Annotated in this window: 18 protein-coding genes and 1 riboswitch; of the genes, 7 read left to right on the forward strand and 11 right to left on the reverse strand. The window is 63.6% G+C overall.

Features of this window, described 5'->3' with window-relative positions:
* Positions 1-22: 22 nt before the first annotated feature.
* Positions 23-400 carry a DUF1294 domain-containing protein gene (locus IFT57_RS11825; RefSeq protein ID WP_342030345.1) on the forward strand — a complete coding sequence of 126 codons (378 nt, stop codon included), beginning with the start codon at positions 23-25 and terminating at the stop codon, positions 398-400.
* Positions 401-420: 20 nt separating this feature from the next.
* Here IFT57_RS11825 and IFT57_RS11830 read toward each other — a convergent pair whose 3' ends face one another.
* Positions 421-1,194: an OBAP family protein gene (locus tag IFT57_RS11830; protein ID WP_192151497.1), complete on the reverse strand. Its 774-nt coding sequence runs from the start codon at positions 1,192-1,194 to the stop codon at positions 421-423.
* Between the two features lie 231 nt (positions 1,195-1,425).
* Between IFT57_RS11830 and IFT57_RS11835 the strand changes: the two genes are divergently transcribed.
* Positions 1,426-2,463 carry an alpha/beta hydrolase family protein gene (locus IFT57_RS11835; RefSeq protein ID WP_192151498.1) on the forward strand — a complete coding sequence of 346 codons (1,038 nt, stop codon included), beginning with the start codon at positions 1,426-1,428 and terminating at the stop codon, positions 2,461-2,463.
* Here IFT57_RS11835 and IFT57_RS11840 read toward each other — a convergent pair.
* Together IFT57_RS11840 and IFT57_RS11845 are read right to left on the reverse strand one after the other, a co-directional pair.
* A complete protein-coding gene (locus IFT57_RS11840; RefSeq protein ID WP_192151499.1) occupies positions 2,457-3,638 on the reverse strand; it encodes an MFS transporter in 1,182 nt (393 codons plus the stop codon). The genes IFT57_RS11835 and IFT57_RS11840 overlap by 7 nt on opposite strands.
* A gap of 669 nt (positions 3,639-4,307) precedes the next feature.
* Positions 4,308-4,739, reverse strand: a complete 432-nt coding sequence (locus IFT57_RS11845; RefSeq protein WP_192151500.1) for a DUF1810 domain-containing protein — start codon at positions 4,737-4,739, stop codon at positions 4,308-4,310.
* Between the two features lie 170 nt (positions 4,740-4,909).
* On the opposite strand from IFT57_RS11845, the gene IFT57_RS11850 reads away from it, so the two are divergent.
* The gene (locus IFT57_RS11850; RefSeq protein ID WP_192151501.1) at positions 4,910-5,053 is read left to right on the forward strand and encodes a hypothetical protein; all 144 of its coding nucleotides are present in this window, start codon (positions 4,910-4,912) and stop codon (positions 5,051-5,053) included.
* Positions 5,054-5,074: 21 nt separating this feature from the next.
* Here the strand turns inward: IFT57_RS11850 and metH are convergent, their stop codons facing one another.
* Positions 5,075-8,767: a methionine synthase gene (gene metH, locus IFT57_RS11855; protein WP_192151502.1), complete on the reverse strand. Its 3,693-nt coding sequence runs from the start codon at positions 8,765-8,767 to the stop codon at positions 5,075-5,077.
* Between the two features lie 274 nt (positions 8,768-9,041).
* On the opposite strand from metH, the gene IFT57_RS11860 reads away from it, so the two are divergent.
* A complete protein-coding gene (locus tag IFT57_RS11860; RefSeq protein ID WP_122715363.1) occupies positions 9,042-10,064 on the forward strand; it encodes an acyltransferase family protein in 1,023 nt (340 codons plus the stop codon).
* A 77-nt stretch (positions 10,065-10,141) separates the two neighbouring features.
* Positions 10,142-10,726 (forward strand): Fe-S biogenesis protein NfuA, encoded by a 585-nt coding sequence (gene nfuA, locus IFT57_RS11865; RefSeq protein ID WP_122715364.1) that lies wholly within the window; start codon positions 10,142-10,144, stop codon positions 10,724-10,726.
* 89 nt (positions 10,727-10,815) lie between these two features.
* On the opposite strand, the gene IFT57_RS11870 is transcribed toward nfuA, so the two are convergent.
* From IFT57_RS11870 to IFT57_RS11890, 5 genes are read right to left on the reverse strand one after another with little or no spacing between them, the layout of a single operon-like run.
* Positions 10,816-11,823: a GlxA family transcriptional regulator gene (locus tag IFT57_RS11870; RefSeq protein WP_192151503.1), complete on the reverse strand. Its 1,008-nt coding sequence runs from the start codon at positions 11,821-11,823 to the stop codon at positions 10,816-10,818.
* A gap of 5 nt (positions 11,824-11,828) precedes the next feature.
* Complete coding sequence (cobM, locus tag IFT57_RS11875; protein ID WP_192151504.1) at positions 11,829-12,575, reverse strand: precorrin-4 C(11)-methyltransferase; 747 nt, start codon at positions 12,573-12,575, stop codon at positions 11,829-11,831.
* Positions 12,576-12,609: 34 nt separating this feature from the next.
* Positions 12,610-13,035 (reverse strand): cobalamin biosynthesis protein, encoded by a 426-nt coding sequence (locus IFT57_RS11880; protein WP_192151505.1) that lies wholly within the window; start codon positions 13,033-13,035, stop codon positions 12,610-12,612.
* A gap of 5 nt (positions 13,036-13,040) precedes the next feature.
* Positions 13,041-13,718: a CbtA family protein gene (locus IFT57_RS11885; protein ID WP_192151506.1), complete on the reverse strand. Its 678-nt coding sequence runs from the start codon at positions 13,716-13,718 to the stop codon at positions 13,041-13,043.
* An 11-nt stretch (positions 13,719-13,729) separates the two neighbouring features.
* Positions 13,730-13,924 carry a CbtB domain-containing protein gene (locus IFT57_RS11890; RefSeq protein WP_122478101.1) on the reverse strand — a complete coding sequence of 65 codons (195 nt, stop codon included), beginning with the start codon at positions 13,922-13,924 and terminating at the stop codon, positions 13,730-13,732.
* Between the two features lie 129 nt (positions 13,925-14,053).
* Positions 14,054-14,277, reverse strand: a riboswitch (cobalamin riboswitch).
* 105 nt (positions 14,278-14,382) lie between these two features.
* Here IFT57_RS11890 and IFT57_RS11895 point away from each other — a divergent pair.
* Positions 14,383-16,206 carry a monovalent cation:proton antiporter-2 (CPA2) family protein gene (locus tag IFT57_RS11895; protein WP_192151507.1) on the forward strand — a complete coding sequence of 608 codons (1,824 nt, stop codon included), beginning with the start codon at positions 14,383-14,385 and terminating at the stop codon, positions 16,204-16,206.
* 3 nt (positions 16,207-16,209) lie between these two features.
* On the opposite strand, the gene IFT57_RS11900 is transcribed toward IFT57_RS11895, so the two are convergent.
* Both IFT57_RS11900 and IFT57_RS11905 read right to left on the reverse strand, forming a co-directional pair.
* Complete coding sequence (locus IFT57_RS11900) at positions 16,210-17,334, reverse strand: mechanosensitive ion channel family protein (protein ID WP_122715370.1); 1,125 nt, start codon at positions 17,332-17,334, stop codon at positions 16,210-16,212.
* Between the two features lie 77 nt (positions 17,335-17,411).
* The gene (locus IFT57_RS11905) at positions 17,412-18,434 is read right to left on the reverse strand and encodes a GlxA family transcriptional regulator (protein ID WP_192151508.1); all 1,023 of its coding nucleotides are present in this window, start codon (positions 18,432-18,434) and stop codon (positions 17,412-17,414) included.
* 104 nt (positions 18,435-18,538) lie between these two features.
* Between IFT57_RS11905 and IFT57_RS11910 the strand changes: the two genes are divergently transcribed.
* On the forward strand, positions 18,539-19,081 hold the full coding sequence (locus IFT57_RS11910; RefSeq protein ID WP_192151509.1) for a DUF4946 domain-containing protein: 543 nt from the start codon (positions 18,539-18,541) through the stop codon (positions 19,079-19,081).
* The last annotated feature ends 53 nt before the right edge of the window (positions 19,082-19,134 follow it).

Genomic DNA, 19,134 nt, shown 5'->3' on the forward strand with positions numbered 1-19,134 from the left:
TCGAGGAGGGCAGCAGCGGCCAGTGCAATTCCTGGCGCTGAAACTCACGGCATTCATCCTGCTGTGCCTGTTGCCGTTCCTGGGCGTATTGCGCCTGGCGATGGCTGGACACCCAGCGGTGCTGGCGGTCTATGCACTGATGAGTCTGCTTGCGGCCGGGCTGTACTGGCATGACAAGCGGCGTGCGAAATTGCAGGGCCAACGCATTCCGGAAAAGCTCCTGCACGGGGTCGAGCTGCTCGGTGGCTGGCCAGGTGCGTTGCTCGCCCAGCAGCTGTTCCGGCACAAGACGCGCAAGGTGTCCTATCAACTGGTGTTCTGGCTGATCGTCGCGCTTCATCAGGCATTCTGGTTCGATCAGGTCATCTTCGCCGGCCAGCACCTGGGTATAACGTTCTGAGGCTACGGCTCAGTACAGGCTCAATGCGCGTGACGGCTACCCGTGGGGTCCTGGATCTGTATAACGCGGCCCTTGCTCCAGGCGTCGGCGCCTGGGTCTATCGCCGGCGCGGGGATATCGGCTCGGGCTTTCTTCCTGCTGTCGCTGTCGACGCCGAAGCGCTTGTCGCGCTCACGCACCAGCGCCGGATCGATCTGCCCATCCGCGGTGAAACCCATCATCAGTTGCGGTACGCCCAGGGGCAGCTGCTTGTCCAGGTCGGTATGCCAGGTGTGCCAGGTCTTGCCGTAGGTATTCACCAGTTTTTCCATCAAGGCATGCTCCGCTGGCGCCGGAATACCGGGGGCGATGAGCTGCCCCGACTTCACCTCATGGACGTGGCTGTGCCACAGCGCCTTCTCGGCCTGGGGCAATGTGCTGTAGAGGTTGGCGCTGATGATGTATTCGACGCCCATCAGTTTTGCATCCTTGACGTTGCCGTTATAAATGACGCACTGAATCACTTCTTCATTGAGGATGGCGCAATAGTGATGGGCTTCCATCTGCGCGCCGGGGTGCCCATTGTAGAAATGAAAGCCGTCCAGGTAGGCGTTCAACTCGTTGATCGGTGGACGCGACTGCAGCGCGTTGGCACCCGCGTCGAGGGTCTTGGTCAGGGCCGTGGTCGGCGCACCCGGCGCGTCCACCTTGGACGCGCTGTTGCTGCCGGCGCACCCTGCAATGGCCAATGCGGCAAGACACAGCAGCGGAGTGCGCGCAGCGTGACGAGTTTTGAAGAAAGGGCGAAAGCTCATGCTGGAATCCTTTTCAGTGAGGTGAGCGCGGTGATGGCCCAGGATCGGACTGGCGGAGCCGCGCAGGGCACTTCCATAGAGCGGTCAACCCGGCGAGGGTTCAGCCGGTCAGGGCACGGCAAGGGCCGTGAAGCCGCCTGTACAATATTTCACGGAACCGGCGTGTGACTTGGCCCATCCTATGCTGTGTCAGAACCTACCCCCGAGGTTTTGCCAAGGAAGAGCGCCGCGATGGTCCGTCGTTGTGCAGTATTCATTTCGCTGCTGCTGTTGAGCCTGCTTTCGGTGCAGGCTCAAGCGCTTCCCCATGCCCGCTGGAATGTGGGCTACCACCTGCTGACCTTCAACGATCCGCTCGACGACCAGCCCATGCACGCCTATGCCTTCTATCCCACGCAAGGACATACGCATCCCGCGCGTTTGGGCGGCTACAGCATCGACGCGCAGCAGGATGCTCCGATCGCCATCGGTCGCTTCCCGCTCTTGATGCTGTCCCACGGCAACACTGGAACCCCCTTGGCCTTGCACGACCTCATCACTGCGCTGACGCGCAAGGGCTTCGTGGTGGTGGCGGTGGTCCATCCGGGTGACAACGCCCAGGATCACAGCCGTTTGGGCAAGCTCAGCAATCTGTATGGGCGGCCGTTGCAGATATCCCAGGCCATCACCGCAGCGTTGGGCGATTCGATGTTGTCGCCTTTCGTCAATGCCAACGCGGTTGGGGTGATCGGCTATTCCGCGGGCGGCGAGACGGCGTTGATTCTCTCCGGCGCGCGTCCCGACCTGCAGCGCTTGCGCAAGTATTGCGAAGAGCGGCCCTACGACGCCGATGCCTGCCAGACCCGCGGTGAGCTGGAAGCCGATCGGGACGACCTGAACCCCGAAGCCGATCCGCGCGTACGCGCGCTGTTGTTGATGGCGCCGTTGAGCCTGATGTTCGGCCGCCAGACCCTGGCTGAAGTCCATCTGCCGACGCTTATCTACAGCGGCGATAACGACCAACTGGTGGCCATCGACAAGAATGCCGAGGCGCTGGCGCGCAAGCTGCCGGGAAACACGGACTATCGACTGCTGCCCGGCGCCGGTCACTTTGTTTTCATGGCACCGTGCACGGACGAGCAACGCGACGCCTCGCCGGCCCTGTGCACCGATGCCGACGGCGTCGACCGCGAAGGCATCCACCGCGATCTGATCCACGAAGCCGGCAAGTTCTTCACGCATACCTTGGGTCGACCTTCACGCGCGGGCCTGCAGACTGCCGATCACTGATCCTGGCGCGACAGCCACGCGGTCAGCCCCAATGCGGCCAGGGACAGCCCGGCGGCCAGAGCGAAAATCGATCCATAGCCGAACCCGGCCGCTACTGCCCCCATCACCGGTCCGGCGATCGCCAGCGCCAGGTCGAAGAACACCGCGAAGGCACTCAAGCCTGCGCCCCGGCTGGTACCCGGTACCTTGTGGATGGCCAGTACGCCCAGCGCGGGATAGACCAGCGACAGGCCCAACCCGGCCAGCGCTGCACCCGCGAGCGTGAAGGTCGGCGAGGGCGCCAGCCAGAGCAGGCTCAAGCCGACGACCTCCGTGGCGATACAGGCCATGGCCACCGTCGACCCGCCCAGATGATTGATGCTGTTGATGAACACCAGGCGCGCCACGATGAAGCTGATGCCAAAGGCGGTCAGGCACCACGCCGCCCCCTCCCAGCCGCGCTCCACGTAGTAAAGCGTGATGAAGGTGGTAAGCGTGCCGTAGCCGATCGATGCCAGCATCAGGCTCATGCCGTGCGGTGCGACCCGGCCGAAAGCGGCCCAGAACGGCATGCGTTCGCCGCGCACCACGGGAGAAGCGGGCGTATCGTGGATCATCCACAACGCCAGCGCGCTCAACAGCATCAGGGCAATACCCAAGGTCCAGAAACCGGCGAACGCCACCATCAATACCCCCAGAGGTGCGCCAATTGCGATTGCGCCATAGGAGGCGATGCCATTCCAGGAAATCACCTTGGCCATGTGCTCGGCGCCGACCCGGCTGATGCCCCAGCTACTAGTGCCCACGCCGATGGCGCCCTGAGACAGACCAAGGACCACACGCCCGGCGATCAACACCCCCAAGCTCCACTGCGGCATGCTGTGCAGGAACACCGAGGCGAACGTCAGCGCGCCGCTGATACCGATACCGATCAGACCGTAGACGATGGTGCGCTTGGTGCCCAAGGCATCGGCCATGCGCCCGGCGCTGGGCCGGCTGAGTAGGGTGGCCAGGTATTGCGCGGCGATCACCACGCCGGCGGCCACGGCGCTGAAGCCCAATTGATCGTGAACGTAGCCGGGCAGCACGGCAATCGGCAGCCCGATGGAGATGAAGGCGATGAAGGTGTAGAAAACGATGGAGATGATTTGCAGGCTGATGGACGACGAAGGGGTAGGGTGGGCAGACTCGGTCATGGGCTCGTTCGCAGGCGTGCGGTTGAGGTCCCCTCGGACAGGGAACGTTAGTTAAAGCAAAGCAGGCTATCGATTATTTGCAACTCTTCGACACAACGCGCCGCTGCTACAACCACGACGCAAGCCGCGTTATCGCCGGTGGCGCGGCTTGCATCAATCCCTGTAGCAGCGGCGCAAGCCGCGTCCGGATTCCCCGCGATGCATCAGGCACACCGCCTCGCCGGTGGCGCGGCTTGCATCAATCCCTGTAGCAGCGGGGCAAGCCGCGTCCGGATTCCCCGCGATGCATCAGGCACACCGCCTCGCCGGTGGCGCGGCTTGCATCAATCCCTGTAGCAGCGGCGCAAGCCGCGTCCGGATTCCCCGCGATGCATCAGGCACACCGCCTCGCCGGTGGCGCGGCTTGCATCAATCCCTGTAGCAGCGGCGCAAGCCGCGTCGGGATTCCCCGCGATGCATCAGGCACACCGCCTCGCCGGTGGCGCGGCTTGCATCAATCCCTGTAGCAGCGGGGCAAGCCGCGTCCGGATTCCCCGCGATGCATCAGGCACACCGCCTCGCCGGTGGCGCGGCTTGCATCAATCCCTGTAGCAGCGGCGCAAGCCGCGTCCGGATTCCCCGCGATGCATCAGGCACACCGCACTGGCCATGACGCGGCTCGAGCCGCTGCTACAAGGGCTGTTCCAGCAACGCAACGGTTTTCTCATCCTTCTCACCGTCGAAAAACCGGTCCAGCACCTGCTGGAAGCACACCTGCTCCGGTGCGACGCTGGCGAACAAGGTCATGCAGGAGCGCAGTTTCATGTCGTCCGGGCTGCCGAACATGGCGACCGCGCTTTTGCCCGAATGCACGAGTACGGTTCGCGTGCACTCAAGAAGCCGGGCGCCCAGCAATGGATCGTGCAGGTAGGCCACTGCTTCGGCGGCGCCACTGATCGCGTAGAAACGCGCCGTTTCGCTCCGACCCAGGCCGGCCAGTTGGGGAAAGACGAACCACATCCAGTGAGTGCGCTTGCGGCCGCTGCGCAGCTCTTCGAGGACATCGGGGTACACCACACGCTGGGCACCTGTAAAACGGTTCAGATCGAAGGTGTCGTTCATGGCAAAGCTCCACACGTTGCTCTTTGCATGTCTGGCCGCTGCGCCTGCACCGAGTTCCATCGGATGCCTGCTGGTTTATCCTTACTTGTAGAAAGGGCTTTTCTGGGCTTTACTCAAGCCAGCGTTCTACTGAGTTCAGCGTCCAACAACAATCACAAGAGACGATGTCCATGAATCATTCACGCTTGAATCCCTCGCCCTTGAACCCCTCCGGGAAGACGCGCAAAGGCGACGCGCACGTCGATGCCTGGGCGATTTTCTTCATGATCGTGGTGGTCGTAGCGACCGCCGCCTACTGGTTCACCCGTGGTTGAACCAGCAAAGGCAGATCCGTATCAGTTGTCGTAGCCCAGATTCGGCGCCAGCCAACGCTCGCTGACGGCCAGGTCCTGTCCCTTGCGCGCGGTGTAGCTGTGCACCTGATCGCGATCGACCTTGCCCACGGCAAAGTACTGCGCCTGTGGGTGGGCGAAGTACCAGCCGCTGACCGCAGCCGCGGGGAACATCGCGTAGTGCTCGGTCAAGGTCACGCCGCTTTGCCCGTTGTCATCGAGCAGGTCGAACAGCGTGCCTTTCTCGGTATGGTCCGGGCAGGCGGGGTAGCCGGGGGCAGGGCGGATGCCTTTGTACTGCTCCTTGATCAACGCCTCGTTGTCGAGAGTCTCCTCGGGGTCGTAGCCCCAATGCTCCTTGCGCACCTGCTGGTGCAACCACTCGGCGCAGGCCTCGGCCAGGCGGTCGGCCAAGGCCTTGACCATGATCGAATTGTAGTCGTCGCCGTTGTCCTGATAGGCCTTGGCGACTTCTTCGGCTCCGATGCCAGCGGTGGTGATGAAGCCCCCCACGTAGTCGGTCACGCCACTGTCCCTGGGTGCGACGAAGTCGGCCAGGGAGAAATTCGGTTTGCCATCGGTCTTGATGGTCTGTTGGCGCAGGTGGTGCAGGCGCGCCAGCGGCTGGCCATCGTCGCCATACACTTCGATATCGTCATGTTCCACCTGGTTGGCGGGCCAGAAACCGAACACTGCGCGGGCGCGGATGAGTTTCTCGTCGATCAGCTTGCGCAGCATCACCTTCGCGTCCTCGAACAACGCGGTGGCCGCTTCGCCGACCACCTCGTCGGTGAGAATGCGCGGGTACTTGCCGGCCAGGTCCCAGGAGATGAAGAACGGTGTCCAGTCGATGTACTCGGCCAGTACGTTCAGGTCGATGTCATCCAGCACCCTGGCGCCGGTAAAGGTCGGCTGCACGGGGTGGTAGGTACTCCAGTCGAAGGTCGCCTTGGCCGCGATGGCGTTGGCATAGCTCAGGCGCTCGGTGCGGGCACTGCGGTTGGCGGTACGCTCGCGAACCTCGATGTATTCCAGGCGCGTCTTCTCGACGAACGCCGGCTTGAGTTCCTTGGACAGCAACTGGGTGGCAACCCCCACCGCCCGCGAGGCGTCGGTCACATAGATGACCGCGTCATTGCTGTACTTGGGCTCGATCTTCACCGCCGTGTGCGCCTTGGAGGTGGTGGCACCGCCGATCATCAGCGGCAGGTGAAAGTCCTGGCGCTGCATTTCCCGCGCGACGTGAACCATCTCGTCGAGCGAAGGCGTGATCAGGCCGGACAGGCCGATGATGTCGCACTTCTGCTCGCGGGCGACCTGCAGGATCTTGTCGGCGGGCACCATCACACCCAGGTCGACGATGTCGTAGCCGTTGCAGCCCAGGACCACGCCAACGATGTTCTTGCCGATATCGTGCACGTCGCCTTTCACCGTCGCCATCAGGATCTTGCCCTTGGCCTCGGGCTTGTCGCCTTTTTCCAGCTCGATGAACGGAATCAGGTGGGCTACAGCCTGCTTCATCACGCGCGCCGACTTGACCACCTGGGGCAGGAACATCTTGCCCGAGCCGAACAGGTCGCCAACGATGTTCATGCCCGACATCAACGGGCCCTCGATGACCTCGATCGGGCGCTTGAACGACTGTCGCGACTCCTCGGTGTCTTCGACGATGTGCGTGGTGATGCCCTTGACCAACGCATGTTCCAGACGCTGGTTGACCGGCCAGCCGCGCCATTCTTCGGTCTCGGCTTCCTTGACGCTGCCGTCGCCCTTGAACTTGTCGGCGATGGCGAGCAGCGCATCGGTGCCTTCCGGAGTGCGGTTGAGCACCACATCCTCGACCCGTTCACGCAGCTCGGCCGGGATCTGGTCATAGATCTCCAACTGGCCGGCGTTGACGATACCCATGGTCAGGCCGTTACGGATGGCATGCAGCAGGAACACCGAGTGGATCGCCTCGCGCACCGGATTGTTGCCACGGAACGAGAACGACACGTTCGACACGCCGCCACTGGTCAACGCATGGGGCAGCTCATCGCGGATGTAGGCGCAGGCATTGATGAAGTCGACGGCATAGTTGTTGTGTTCTTCGATGCCGGTGGCCACGGCAAAGATGTTCGGGTCGAAAATGATGTCTTCCGGGGGGAAGCCCACCTGTTCGACCAGAATGTCGTAGGAGCGCTTGCAGATCTCCTTCTTGCGCGCCTCGGTGTCGGCCTGGCCGGCTTCGTCGAAGGCCATGACCACCACCGCTGCGCCGTAGCGCTTGCACAGCTTGGCGTGATGGATGAAGGCATCCACGCCTTCCTTCATGCTGATCGAGTTGACGATGCCCTTGCCCTGGATGCACTTGAGCCCGGCTTCGATCACTTCCCACTTGGAGGAGTCGATCATGATCGGCACCCGCGAGATGTCCGGCTCGCCAGCGATCAGGTTGAGGAAGGTAACCATCGCCTTCTGCGAGTCGAGCATGCCCTCGTCCATGTTGATGTCGATCACCTGCGCGCCGGCTTCCACCTGCTGCAGGGCGACTTCCAGAGCTTCGGTGTAGTTGTCTTCGCGGATCAGCCGGGCGAAGCGCGCCGAACCGGTGATGTTGGTGCGCTCGCCGACGTTGACGAACAACGACTGGCGGTCGATGGTGAACGGCTCCAGACCCGACAGGCGGCAAGCCTTGGGAATGTCCGGGATCGCTCGGGGCGCATAGCCGGCCACCGCCTTGGCGATGGCTTCGATATGCCCCGGGGTGGTGCCGCAGCAGCCACCGACGATGTTGAGAAAGCCGCTCTGGGCAAACTCTTCGATGATCTTCGCGGTTTCCGAAGGCAGCTCGTCGTATTCACCGAAGGCGTTTGGCAAGCCGGCGTTGGGGTGCGCTGAAACGTAGGTCCCGGCCTTGTTCGACAGCTCTTCCAGGTAGGGACGCAGCTCGCTGGCACCCAGCGCGCAGTTCAGGCCCACCGAGATCGGCCTGGCATGGCTCACCGAGTTCCAGAAGGCCTCGGTGGTCTGCCCGGAGAGGGTGCGGCCGGACGCATCGGTGATGGTCCCGGAAATCATGATCGGCAATTCGAAGCCCAGTTCCTCGTACACACCCTGCACGGCGAAGATGGCCGCCTTGGCGTTGAGCGTGTCGAAGATGGTCTCGATCAGGATCAGGTCGGCGCCGCCCTCGATCAGGCCTTTGGTGGCTTCGGTGTAGTTTTCCACCAACTCGTCGAAGGTGACGTTGCGGTAGCCGGGGTTGTTGACGTCGGGAGACAGCGAGCAGGTGCGGCTGGTCGGGCCCAGCACGCCGGCGACGAAGCGCGGTTTGTCCGGGGTTTCCAGGGTCTTGGCGTCGGCGACGCGACGTGCCACCCGCGCACCTTCGACGTTGAGCTCGTACACCAGCGACTCCATGCCGTAGTCGGCCTGGGACACCTGGGTGGCATTGAAGGTGTTGGTTTCCAGAATGTCGGCGCCCGCGTCCAGATAGGCCTTCTCGATAGCGGCGATCACATCCGGGCGGCTGAGCAGCAACAGGTCGTTGTTGCCCTTGACGTCGCTTGGCCAATCGACGAAGCGCTCACCCCGGTAATCCTCTTCCTCGAGCTTGTAGCTCTGGATCATCGTGCCCATGCCGCCGTCGAGAATCAGGATGCGCTCTTTGAGGGCTTGCTGGAGGGCTTGAAGGCGAGCACTGCGGTCGGACATGGGAACCACTCTTTCAGAAAATTCGGACACTGTGACAGGTGGCGGATGATAGCAAACCTGTGCGCTATTTGATCACCAAGGGCATGTCCATGAATTTCACTCATGTTGAGGATGTCGGGCTCGCGGTGCCCCAACCTCATGAACAAGGCCTCGGAAGAAACTTGCAGCCGGTCAGTCATTGACGCGTATCGCGACCTTTTCGAGATTTTTGCAGTCCCACCCCTCGGAATGCCCTGAAAAGGGGCGCGAATTCTCGTTTCAAAAGGCGGTACGCATGCTGATTTCGCTTCAAGCTTTAAGGGCCCTGGCCGCCTGGATCGTGGTCTGCCATCACTTCATGCAGATATTCTTCGACTTCCATGCCGCAGGCCCCATCGGTCAGTTCTTCACTGACCGGGGCGCGGTGGGCGTCGATATCTTTTTCGTCATCAGTGGGTTGGTCATCTACCTATCGACCCAGGACAAGCAGATGCCCGCAGGACGCTTCCTGCTCAACCGCGTGATTCGGATCGTCCCGGCCTATTGGCTGTACACCGCCCTGATGGGGCTGATGCTGGTCAGCCTCGGCCAATGGCTGCCCCACGCCGCGATCGACCTGCCGCATTTCATTCTGTCGCTGCTGTTCATTCCTTCGGAAAATCCCGGTGGCTACGGCTTGTACCCGACGCTGAACGTGGGCTGGACACTCAACTACGAGATGTTCTTCTACCTGCTGTTCTCGCTGGTGTTCACCGTGCCCCAGCGCTACCGCCCGCTGATCATCGCCGCCGCCCTGGTCGCGGTCAGCGAAGTACTCGGCCGCTATGGGGTGGTCAGCCGCTTCTATCAGAACAACATCATCTACGAGTTCCTGCTGGGCATCGGTATCGGCATGCTCTACCGCCGCGGCTGGATCGCCCAGGGCTTGTGGCTACCTTTGGCCGTGATCATCGTGTCGGCGGTGCTGATCTATCACCTGGACTCCAGCGACCGCCTGCTGCACTGGGGCTTGCCCAGCGCGCTGATCGTCCTGGCCTGCGTGGCCATGGAGCCGCACTTCCGTGGCAGCCGCCTGCTCAAGACCCTGGGCGATTGTTCGTATTCGGTGTATCTGGTGCACGTGCTGGTGCTCTACGCCGGTTGGCTGGCCAGCGTCCACTGGCATCTGAACCCGTATTGGGTGTTTGCGTTCTGCGTGCCCACTATCGCCCTGGTGTCGTGGGCCAGCTACGTGTGGATCGAAAAGCGTCTGTACCAACGGGTCAAGCACTGGACCGACGCTCGCCTGGATTCGACCTCGATGGCCCGTACGGGGTGATTCCCGACCAAAACAGTCAGGCTTTGTCAGCGTCGCCGGATTCGCGTAAACTGCTGGCAAGTCTGTGAGGAACCACTATGAGCGCTATAACGATTACCGACGCTGCGCACGATTACCTGGCCGATTTGCTGAGCAAGCAGAACACGCCCGGAATCGGCATTCGCGTGTTCATCACCCAGCCAGGCACCCAGTACGCAGAGACGTGCATTGCCTACTGCAAGCCGGGTGAAGAAAAGCCGGAAGACACCGCCCTGGGCCTGAAAAGCTTCACCGCCTGGATCGACGCCGTCAGCGAAGCCTTCCTCGACGACGCCGTGGTCGACTACGCCACCGACCGCATGGGCGGGCAGCTCACCATCAAGGCGCCCAACGCCAAGGTGCCGATGGTCAACGGGGACAGCCCCGTCAACGAGCGCATCAACTACTATCTGCAAACCGAGATCAACCCCGGCCTGGCCAGCCACGGCGGGCAGGTCAGCCTGATCGACGTGGTCGAGGACGGCATTGCCGTGCTGCAGTTCGGCGGCGGTTGCCAGGGTTGCGGTCAGGCGGACGTCACGCTCAAGGAAGGCATCGAGCGCACTCTGCTCGAGCGCATTCCGGAGCTCAAGGGCGTTCGCGATGTCACCGACCACACCCAGAAAGAAAACGCCTACTACTAGGTAGGCAAGCTAGGTAGGCAAGCCGCCCCCGCGCCAAGACGCGGGGCCCGCACCCGATTCGCTGCGCCCAAGCAGCACGGTGCGGGTGGCTACTGGCCGAAGCGCTGTGCGTATCCCTGCGGACTCACTCCAAGCACCTTCTGAAAACTGCGCCGCAGGTTTTCCGCATGGCCATAGCCGCACAGGCGCGCCACGCTTTGCAACGACAATTGCCCGCCCTGGATCATCGCCCGGGCCGCTTCCAGGCGGACCCGCTCGATATGCCGCGCCGGCGTGATGTTCAGTTCGGCAAAGAAAACCCGGTACAACGTCCGCGGCGTCATGTTGGCCTTGTGTGCCAGCGCTTCCAGGGACAGATCGGCGCTCAGGTTCATTGCGATCCATTCCAGCAGCTCGGTCAGCCTCGACGTCGGTCCGTTGCAGCGCGCTAGGTGCGGGCTGAATTGCGTCTGTCCACCCGAACGCTTGAGAAACAGCACCAGGCGGCGGGCGACGGCAAGGGCCAGGGGTCTGCCCAGGTCGGCCTCGATCAACGCCAGCGCCAGGTCGATCCCGGCGGTGACGCCGGCCGAGGTGAAAATATGGCTGTGCCCGTTCTTGTCCGAGGGGTCGTAGGTGTGCAGCCGATCGCCTTGTACTTCAACGTTGGCGAAAGCCTGCAGGGCTTCGACATCGTCCCAGTGGGTGGTGGCGATCAAGCCGTCCAGCAAGCCGGCGCTGGCCAGCATCAACGCGCCCGAGCACACCGAACCCAAGCGTCGCACCACGGGCGCGGCGCTGCGCAACCAGGCGAGCAGGGCGACGTTCGCGCATTGTTCGGCATCGCTGCTGCCGCCGGGCAGCAGCACCGTGTCCAGCATGCTGCAGTCTACCGACAGCCAACTGGCGTCGGCATGCAGTTTCAATCCGGCGGAGGTCGCCACGGCGCCCGCCGCCTCACCCAGCAGTCGCAATTCGTAGTGTGGCGCCAGGCCTTGGCGGGCCAGCTCGACGTTAGCCGAGGCGAACACCTGCATCGGGCCGGTCACATCCAGGCTCATCACTCCGGGATAGACCAGGCAGGCGATCACTTTTCTCGAATCAGCCGTACCTTGCATGGCGTTCAAGAACGGTACAGGTGGGCATGCCCCGCACGGTACAGTGCCGAGTCGGCGAAACTGTCCGTGTGCAGCACGTGCCCCACGAGAATCAGCGCGCTGCGCCGGAAGTCCTTGGCTGCGACCTTGAGCTGGATATCCGCCAGGGTGCCCAGCACGAAGTCCTGATCCGGCCAGCTGGCCTTGTGAATCACGGCAACCGGACACTCCGCGCCGTAGCTGGGCAGCAGCTCGGCGACGATTCGATGCAGATTTTTCACCCCCAGGTGAATGGCCAACGTCGCGCCGTGCCGGGCCAGGCTGCCCAGGCTTTCACCCGGCGGCATCGGCGACTTGTCGCCATAGCGGGTGAGAATCACCGTCTGCGCCACATCGGGCAGGGTCAGTTCCACGCCCAGCAGCGCTGCGCAAGCGGCCGTAGCGGTCACGCCAGGAATGATCTGGTAGTCGATACCGTGCTCGCGCAGGCAGCGAATCTGCTCGCCGATCGCGCCATACAGACCGGGATCGCCGCTGTGTACCCGCGCCACGTCTTCGCCGCGGTCATGGGCCTGGCGCATGAGCTCGATGATCTGTTGCAGGTGCAGCTCGGCGCTGTTGTGCACATGGTGCGCGGTGTGCCCTTCGAGCACCGCGTCGGGTACCAGCGATCCGGCGTAGATGATCACCGGGCAACGCCGGATCAGACGCTGGCCCTTGACGGTGATCAGCTCCGGATCGCCCGGTCCGGCGCCGATGAAATAAACGGTCATGGAAATTCCTGACAGGCGGAGGGGTGAATGATATTCAAGTTGAACGCACAGCGCAGCCGGTCTGCTCCATCATGCTGGCGATGGCCAGGGTCGCCACCGCCGTTTGCCGCCGTTTGACACGCAGTATCGACGCAGCCCCCATGCCGTGCTCGGCCATGGCCATGGCGGCGCTTTCAGCAACACCCTGGCAACCGGTCGCTGCGAATGAGCGTGCGGAACGATGGCTGAGTCGATCCTCAAAGGGCGCCAGCGCCTGCGCGCTGTAGGTGGAGAAGGGCAAGCCAAGGCGTTCGGCCAGCAGCAGCAGCCCTGGCTCGTGTGCCTTGAGGTCGATGCTGGCCAGCCCCTGCAAATCCGCCCAGTCAAGCCGGTGTTCGAGCAGGGTTTGTTGCAGCAGTTCGTGCAGCGCCTGCGCGCTGCAACCCTGGCGACAACCGAACCCTACCCACAGCGCCGTCATCGGATTCAGCCACGGGCTCGGCGAAACAACCAGGTACTGATCAGGCCCAGGGCCAGCCAGAACACCGCATTGGTTACCAGTGAAGCAATCACGAACTGCTGTTCCAGTGCTTCGGGCGCCAGGCTCGCATGCTGTTCGGGTTGGGGCGCGCCGATGATGTGGGGTACCAGCACGATGGCCAGGCCCAGCGCCTTGAGCAGCATGCCGCGGCCGAACACCAGCAACGCCAGGCCCGCAGCTGTCGACGCCGCCGTGCCGATCCACCAGGTTTGCCGCAATGCCAGGTCCGCCGCCTGCGTGCCGGGCAGTTCCGGCGGCAGGCCCAGGTTCGGCGCCAGGCAGAACACCGCGAATCCACCCAGCCCCCACAGCAGTCCCTGGGCATTGCGACCAGGTGCCCGCAGCGTATAGAGCGCGACCAGCATCAGGGCGAAGCCGACGGCCACTACCAGATTGCCCCCGGCCGTGGACAGCACGCGCTGCCAGCCGTTTTCGGGTTCCCAAGCCTCGGCTTGCTCGTGCGCGGGGCCTGCGGCATCGGCATGCTCATGCTGCGCGGCAGGTGTTTCGTAGGTTTCACCCTGAAGGATCAGCGGGGCGACCCAGAGGGCTTGCAGAAGCGTCAACAACAAAGCGCCCAGCAGCCCGCTGAACCCGGCGGTACGTACGATGTGCCTGATCATCTCGGTATTCCTCAATGGCACGGAAAGGCGGCGCTGTGCCGGGTGTCGTGAGCGGCGTTGTGCACGGCTTCGATATGCGAGAAACCGGCGAAGCCGACCAGGCAGCAGCCCAGCAGGAACGTACCAGTCGCCAGCGCAATGCGCTGGGCGAGGGTGGCGGTATGCGTTTGGGCGTGTTCGGGGCTGGTTGAGACGGTGCTGGACATGGCGTTCCCTCTGGTGGTCCCGACGGTGGCGGCTCCACGGTATGTGGTGCCGGCAATCGGGCACGCGCACGCAGAAAGCCGGCGCAGGCGCGCCATGCTCGCAACAGCGCCCGCCCACCGCGGGTTTGTCGATCACAGACAGTCTGGGCCGGTCTCCGGGCTTGCGAGGGGCGGCGTGAGCCAGCCTGCAAAGCGTCGCCTTCCCACACCCATGACAGGCGCAGTGGATCTGACACTTCTCTCGCTTACCGTTGCGGGGGCAGCACCGGACTTGCGCCAGCATCCAATCGAAGCTGGCACTCACCGGTTTCCCGTTTCACCCTGTGAAGGGCACCCAAACGAAGCGCCTAGCAAATCATGTCGACGCGGGGCCGTCAATCCGCGCCCATGCCAGCGAGCGCCGGCGCCTGTAGAATGCAGCCGCGGTCCGCACTTTCCCATCCGACAAGGAGTTCCCCATGCCCGAAGAAGGCAACATGCTACAAGCCGCCGTGGTGTTCCTGCTGGCCGCAGTGATTGCCGTGCCATTGGCCAAGCGCCTGCAATTGGGCGCGGTGCTGGGCTATCTGTTCGCCGGGGTGGTCATTGGCCCGCAAGTGCTGGGCTGGGTCGGCGATCCACAGAGCGTCAGCCACATCTCGGAACTGGGCGTGGTTCTGCTGCTGTTCATCATTGGCCTGGAGCTGTCGCCCAAGCGTCTGTGGGTCATGCGCAAGGCGGTGTTCGGGGTTGGTCTGGCACAGGTGCTGTTGACCGCAGTGGTGATCGGCGCGGTGGCATTGCTCGGCTTCGGCCAGCCGTTGAACAGCGCCGTGGTGCTGGGTCTGGGCCTGGCCTTGTCGTCCACTGCATTCGGCCTGCAAAGCCTGGCCGAACGCAGGGAACTCAACGCTCCCCACGGCCGCCTGGCCTTCGCCATCCTGCTGTTCCAGGACATCGCCGCGATCCCACTGATTGCCATGGTGCCGTTGCTGGCCGGCAGTGGCAGCGATGCAGGCGAGGGCAGTACGCTGGATCACAGCCTGCGGGTGCTGGGCAGCATCGCTGTGGTGGTGGTCGGCGGGCGTTATCTGTTGCGTCCGGTGTTTCGCATCGTCGCCCGCACTGGCCTGCAGGAGGTGTCCACCGCCACAGCCTTGCTGGTAGTGATCGGCACCGCCTGGCTGATGGAGCTGGCCGGTGTCTCCATGGCCCTGGGCGCCTTTCTCGCTGGCTTGCTGCTGGCCGATTCGGAATACCGGCACGAGCTGGAGTCGCAGATCGAGCCATTCAAGGGGCTGCTGCTGGGGCTGTTCTTCATCAGTGTCGGCATGGGCGCCAATCTGGGCCTGCTGCTCGAAAGCCCGGCGCTGGTGTTGGGGCTGACGGTCCTGCTGATCGGCATCAAGCTGCCGCTGCTGGTGTTGATCGGGCGTCTGGCCGGCGGCCTGGGCCGGCTCAGCGCCGTACGCCTGGGTATCGTGCTGGCCGCCGGCGGCGAGTTCGCCTTCGTGGTGTTCAAGATAGGCCGCGAGCAGGGCCTGTTCGACGCGCGCCTGTACGACACCTTGCTGCTGACTATCACCCTGTCGATGGCGCTCACGCCATTGCTGTTGCTGCTGTGCGCACGCCTGCTGCGGGTCAAGACCCCGCCGGTGGAAGTGCCGGACGAATATCGCGAGATCGAAAGCGACGCGCCGCGCGTGGTGATTGCCGGCATGGGCCGGATGGGGCAGATCGTTGCGCGGATCCTGCGTGCGCAGAAGATCAGCTTCGTGGCGTTGGACACCTCGGTGGAGTCCATCGAGTTCTCGCGCAGCTTCGGCCACCTGCCGGTGTTCTATGGCGACCCGCTGCGGCCGGAGATCCTGCGCGCAGCCAAGGTCGAGCAGGCCGAGTATTTCGTCATCGCCACCGACGATCCGGAAATCAACATCAAGACCGCCGAACTGGTCAACCGCCTGTACCCGCACGTGAAGATCATCGCCCGCGCGCGCAACCGCCAGCACGTGCACCGGCTGGTCGACCATGGCGCCCAGGCGGTTCGCGAAACCTACTATTCAAGCCTGGAAATCACCCGTCGAACGCTGGTCGGCCTGGGCTTGAGCCAATCCCAGGCCGACGCGCGCATCAACCGTTTCAAGCGCCACGATGAACAGGTGCTGCAGGCCCAGCATGCGATCTACGACGATGAAGCCAAGGTCATGCAGACCGCCCAGGAAGCGCGTGCCGAGTTGGCCCGGCTGTTCGAATCCGATCGCCAGGACGAGAAGGCTGCCGCCAAGAGCGCGCCGCGGCGCTGAGATTCAAACCGGCGGCTGGCGGGCGACGTCGGCCGGTCCTTCTTCGTTGGCCGGGTGCAGCGTGCGGGTCGACATTTCGGCGCGCAGCTGCGGCAGGCACTCGGGGTAGCGGTTGTTGACGAAGGTGATCAGCCGCTCGCGCACATGGCAGCGCGCATCCCAGTTGCGCGACGAATCCAGCGAGCTGAGCAGGATGCGCAACTGCATCGCCTTGTCGCTGGTGTCGGTGACCTGCAGGACCACCACACGGCCGTCCCACAGGTGCGGAATTTCCTCGCACAGACGCTTGGTCTCGGCGCGCAGCGCTTCCAGCGGCACCGAGTAGTCGACCCAGAGAAACACCGAGCCGATGATGCTGGACGTACTGCGGGTCCAGTTCTGGAACGGCTTCTCGATGAAGTACTGCAGCGGCACGACCATGCGCCGCTCGTCCCAGATCTTCACCACCACGTAGGTGCCGGTGATCTCTTCGATACGCCCCCATTCGCCCTCGACGATGACCACGTCGTCGATGCGGATCGGCTGCGAAATGGCGATCTGCAGGCCGGCGATCAGGTTGCCCAGCACCGGTTTGGCAGCGAAGCCGGCAGCCAGTCCCGCAAGGCCTGCGGACGCCAGCAGGCTGGTGCCGATCTGGCGCACCGCTGGAAACGTCATCAGGATCAGGGCGATGCCGAAAATCAGCACCAGCACGTTGAGGCACTGCACCAGCACCCGTACCTGGGTCTGGATGCGCCGGGCGGCGAGGTTGTCCTCGATGTCCAGCGGGTGCTTGATGGTCATGGTGGTCGCCACGGCCTTGACACAGCGCAGGCCGAGCCAGGTCAGGCATGCGGTGACCAGCATGCCGTTGAGGTGGCGCACGGTATTGATCATCAGCAGGTCGTCGGGCGCCGAGGTCCACACCGCCTGCAGGGCCATCAACGGCATCAGCCACAGGGTCGGCTGCTCGGCGCGGGCGACCAGTTGCTGCGCCAGCACGAAGGACTTGGAGACGCGTCGCAGGATGATCAGGCCGACCCAGCGGATCAGCAGAATGACGCATACGGCCAGCGCGGCGGCGATCAGCGTACTGAGCCAAGGCATCGACACGCGGGCCAGCAAGGAATCGGGAAGGGCGTATTCCATGGGTCGGGTGCTCGCTTGAGGCATGAACTGGAGTCGACCGGCAAAGCTCGGCACGGTTCCCCGGCATCCGCCGCCGATCAGTCTGCCAAGCGGGTTTCACGCGATGGCGAGTGGCCAAAATAGCCGCTGTAGCACTTGCTGAAATGGCTCACCGAGACGAAGCCGCAGGCAATCGCCACGTCCATGATCGACAGCGTCGAATGCTGCAGCAGACGCCGTGCTTCGGTGACCCGCAATTCCATGTAGTAGCGGTGCGGCGAGGTGCCGAGCTGGTCCTGGAACAGCCGGTCGATCTGGCGCCGCGAGCGGCCGACGAACTCGGCCAGTTGGTCCAGCGACAGCGGTTCCTCCAGATTGCTCTCCATCAGGTCGATGATGTTGCGCAACGGCTGGCTGAGCTTGCCGGTCGCCTGGCCGCCGGTGCGCTTGAAGCGCAGCCCTTCGAAGGCAAGAATGTGTTCCACCCCACTGGCCAGGGTCTCGCCGCGCTGCTGGCGGATCATTTCCATCATCATGCCGAAGCCGCCGTTGGGGCTGGCGGCAGTGGCGCGGTCGCGGTCGATAACCTGGCTGGCGGGGGTGACGGTGATCTGCGGGCTGAGTTCTGCCAGCGAAGCGCGGTTCTCCGGATGCACCGCGCAGCGATAGCCATCGAGCAGGCCTGCCTGGCCGAGAAACCAGGCGCCGTTCCACAACCCACCCAAGGCAATGCCCCGACGCGCGCAGTCCGCCAGTATTCGACTGAGCAGCAGGGAAGGGCGCAGCGGCGTGCGAAAGCCGCCACAGATGATCAACAGGTCTACTTCGTCGTGCGTGCCTGGCATCAGTGGCGCATCCGGCTGCAGCAGTATGCCCAGATCACTGATGACCTGGCCGGGCGCCAGCCCATAGGAGCGAATGGCGTAGGCCGCCGGGCTGATCAGGTTGGCCGTCACCAAGGTGTCCAGGCTGGCGGTGAAGGCGGCCAGGGAAAAATGCTCCAGCAGTACGAACCCCACGCGCAGGCTTGCCTGGTCGGTGCTGCGCAAGCGCCTGTTGGCCGAGGCAAGGTACAGCAGGTTCTTGCTTTGCCCGGCGCCGCTGAAAATCCGTTGCGTCATTGCTGCCTGCTCCCTGGATTGCCGCTGATCGCAGCGGATATTAGCGTAGTGCTGCGGCCATGGGTCTGCGAGACTAACGGCCCTTTTGCTGTGGAGGACTTCCCATGCCTTACCTGCGCCACGCCCACTGCCTGCTGCTGTGCTGGCTGATCGGCACATCGGCGTGGGCCGACGACAGCGTGATCGTCTGGCCTGCCGACTGGGACGTGCAGATCCTGCCCGACTCGGCCGATGCGCAGGGCCAGCCCAGTGGCAGCCGTCAGCGTGCCACCAAGACCGATGCCAATGGCGATCCGTTGATGATCGTCGAGATGACCCGTGGCGCGCTGGCCCAGGACCACGCGGTCAACCTGGAGGCGGTGTTGCTGGAGATGCGCAAGGCCATCCAGATCAACTTTTCCCGCTCCGGCTATCAGAGCGTGTGCACCAAGGTCAAAGCGACCCAGCTGGGCAACCTGCCAGCGGCGCAGACCACCTGCAAGGTCACCCGCAACGGAACCCTCGCCATTACCCAAACGCTGGTTGCAGCCGTGCAGCCCGGCATGGCCTACGGGTTCAGCTATGCAGGTTCTGCCGTGGGCTATCCGCAACTGGAAGCCGAGGTCATGGGCATACGGCAGGCGCTGCGCTTCGCGGACCCGCAATAGGTACGCACGTCAGGGGCAGCGTTGCTTATTTCCTTGAGGCATATAAAAAGCAT

This window comes from Pseudomonas sp. CFBP 13719, from assembly GCF_014842095.1.
GTDB lineage: Bacteria > Pseudomonadota > Gammaproteobacteria > Pseudomonadales > Pseudomonadaceae > Aquipseudomonas.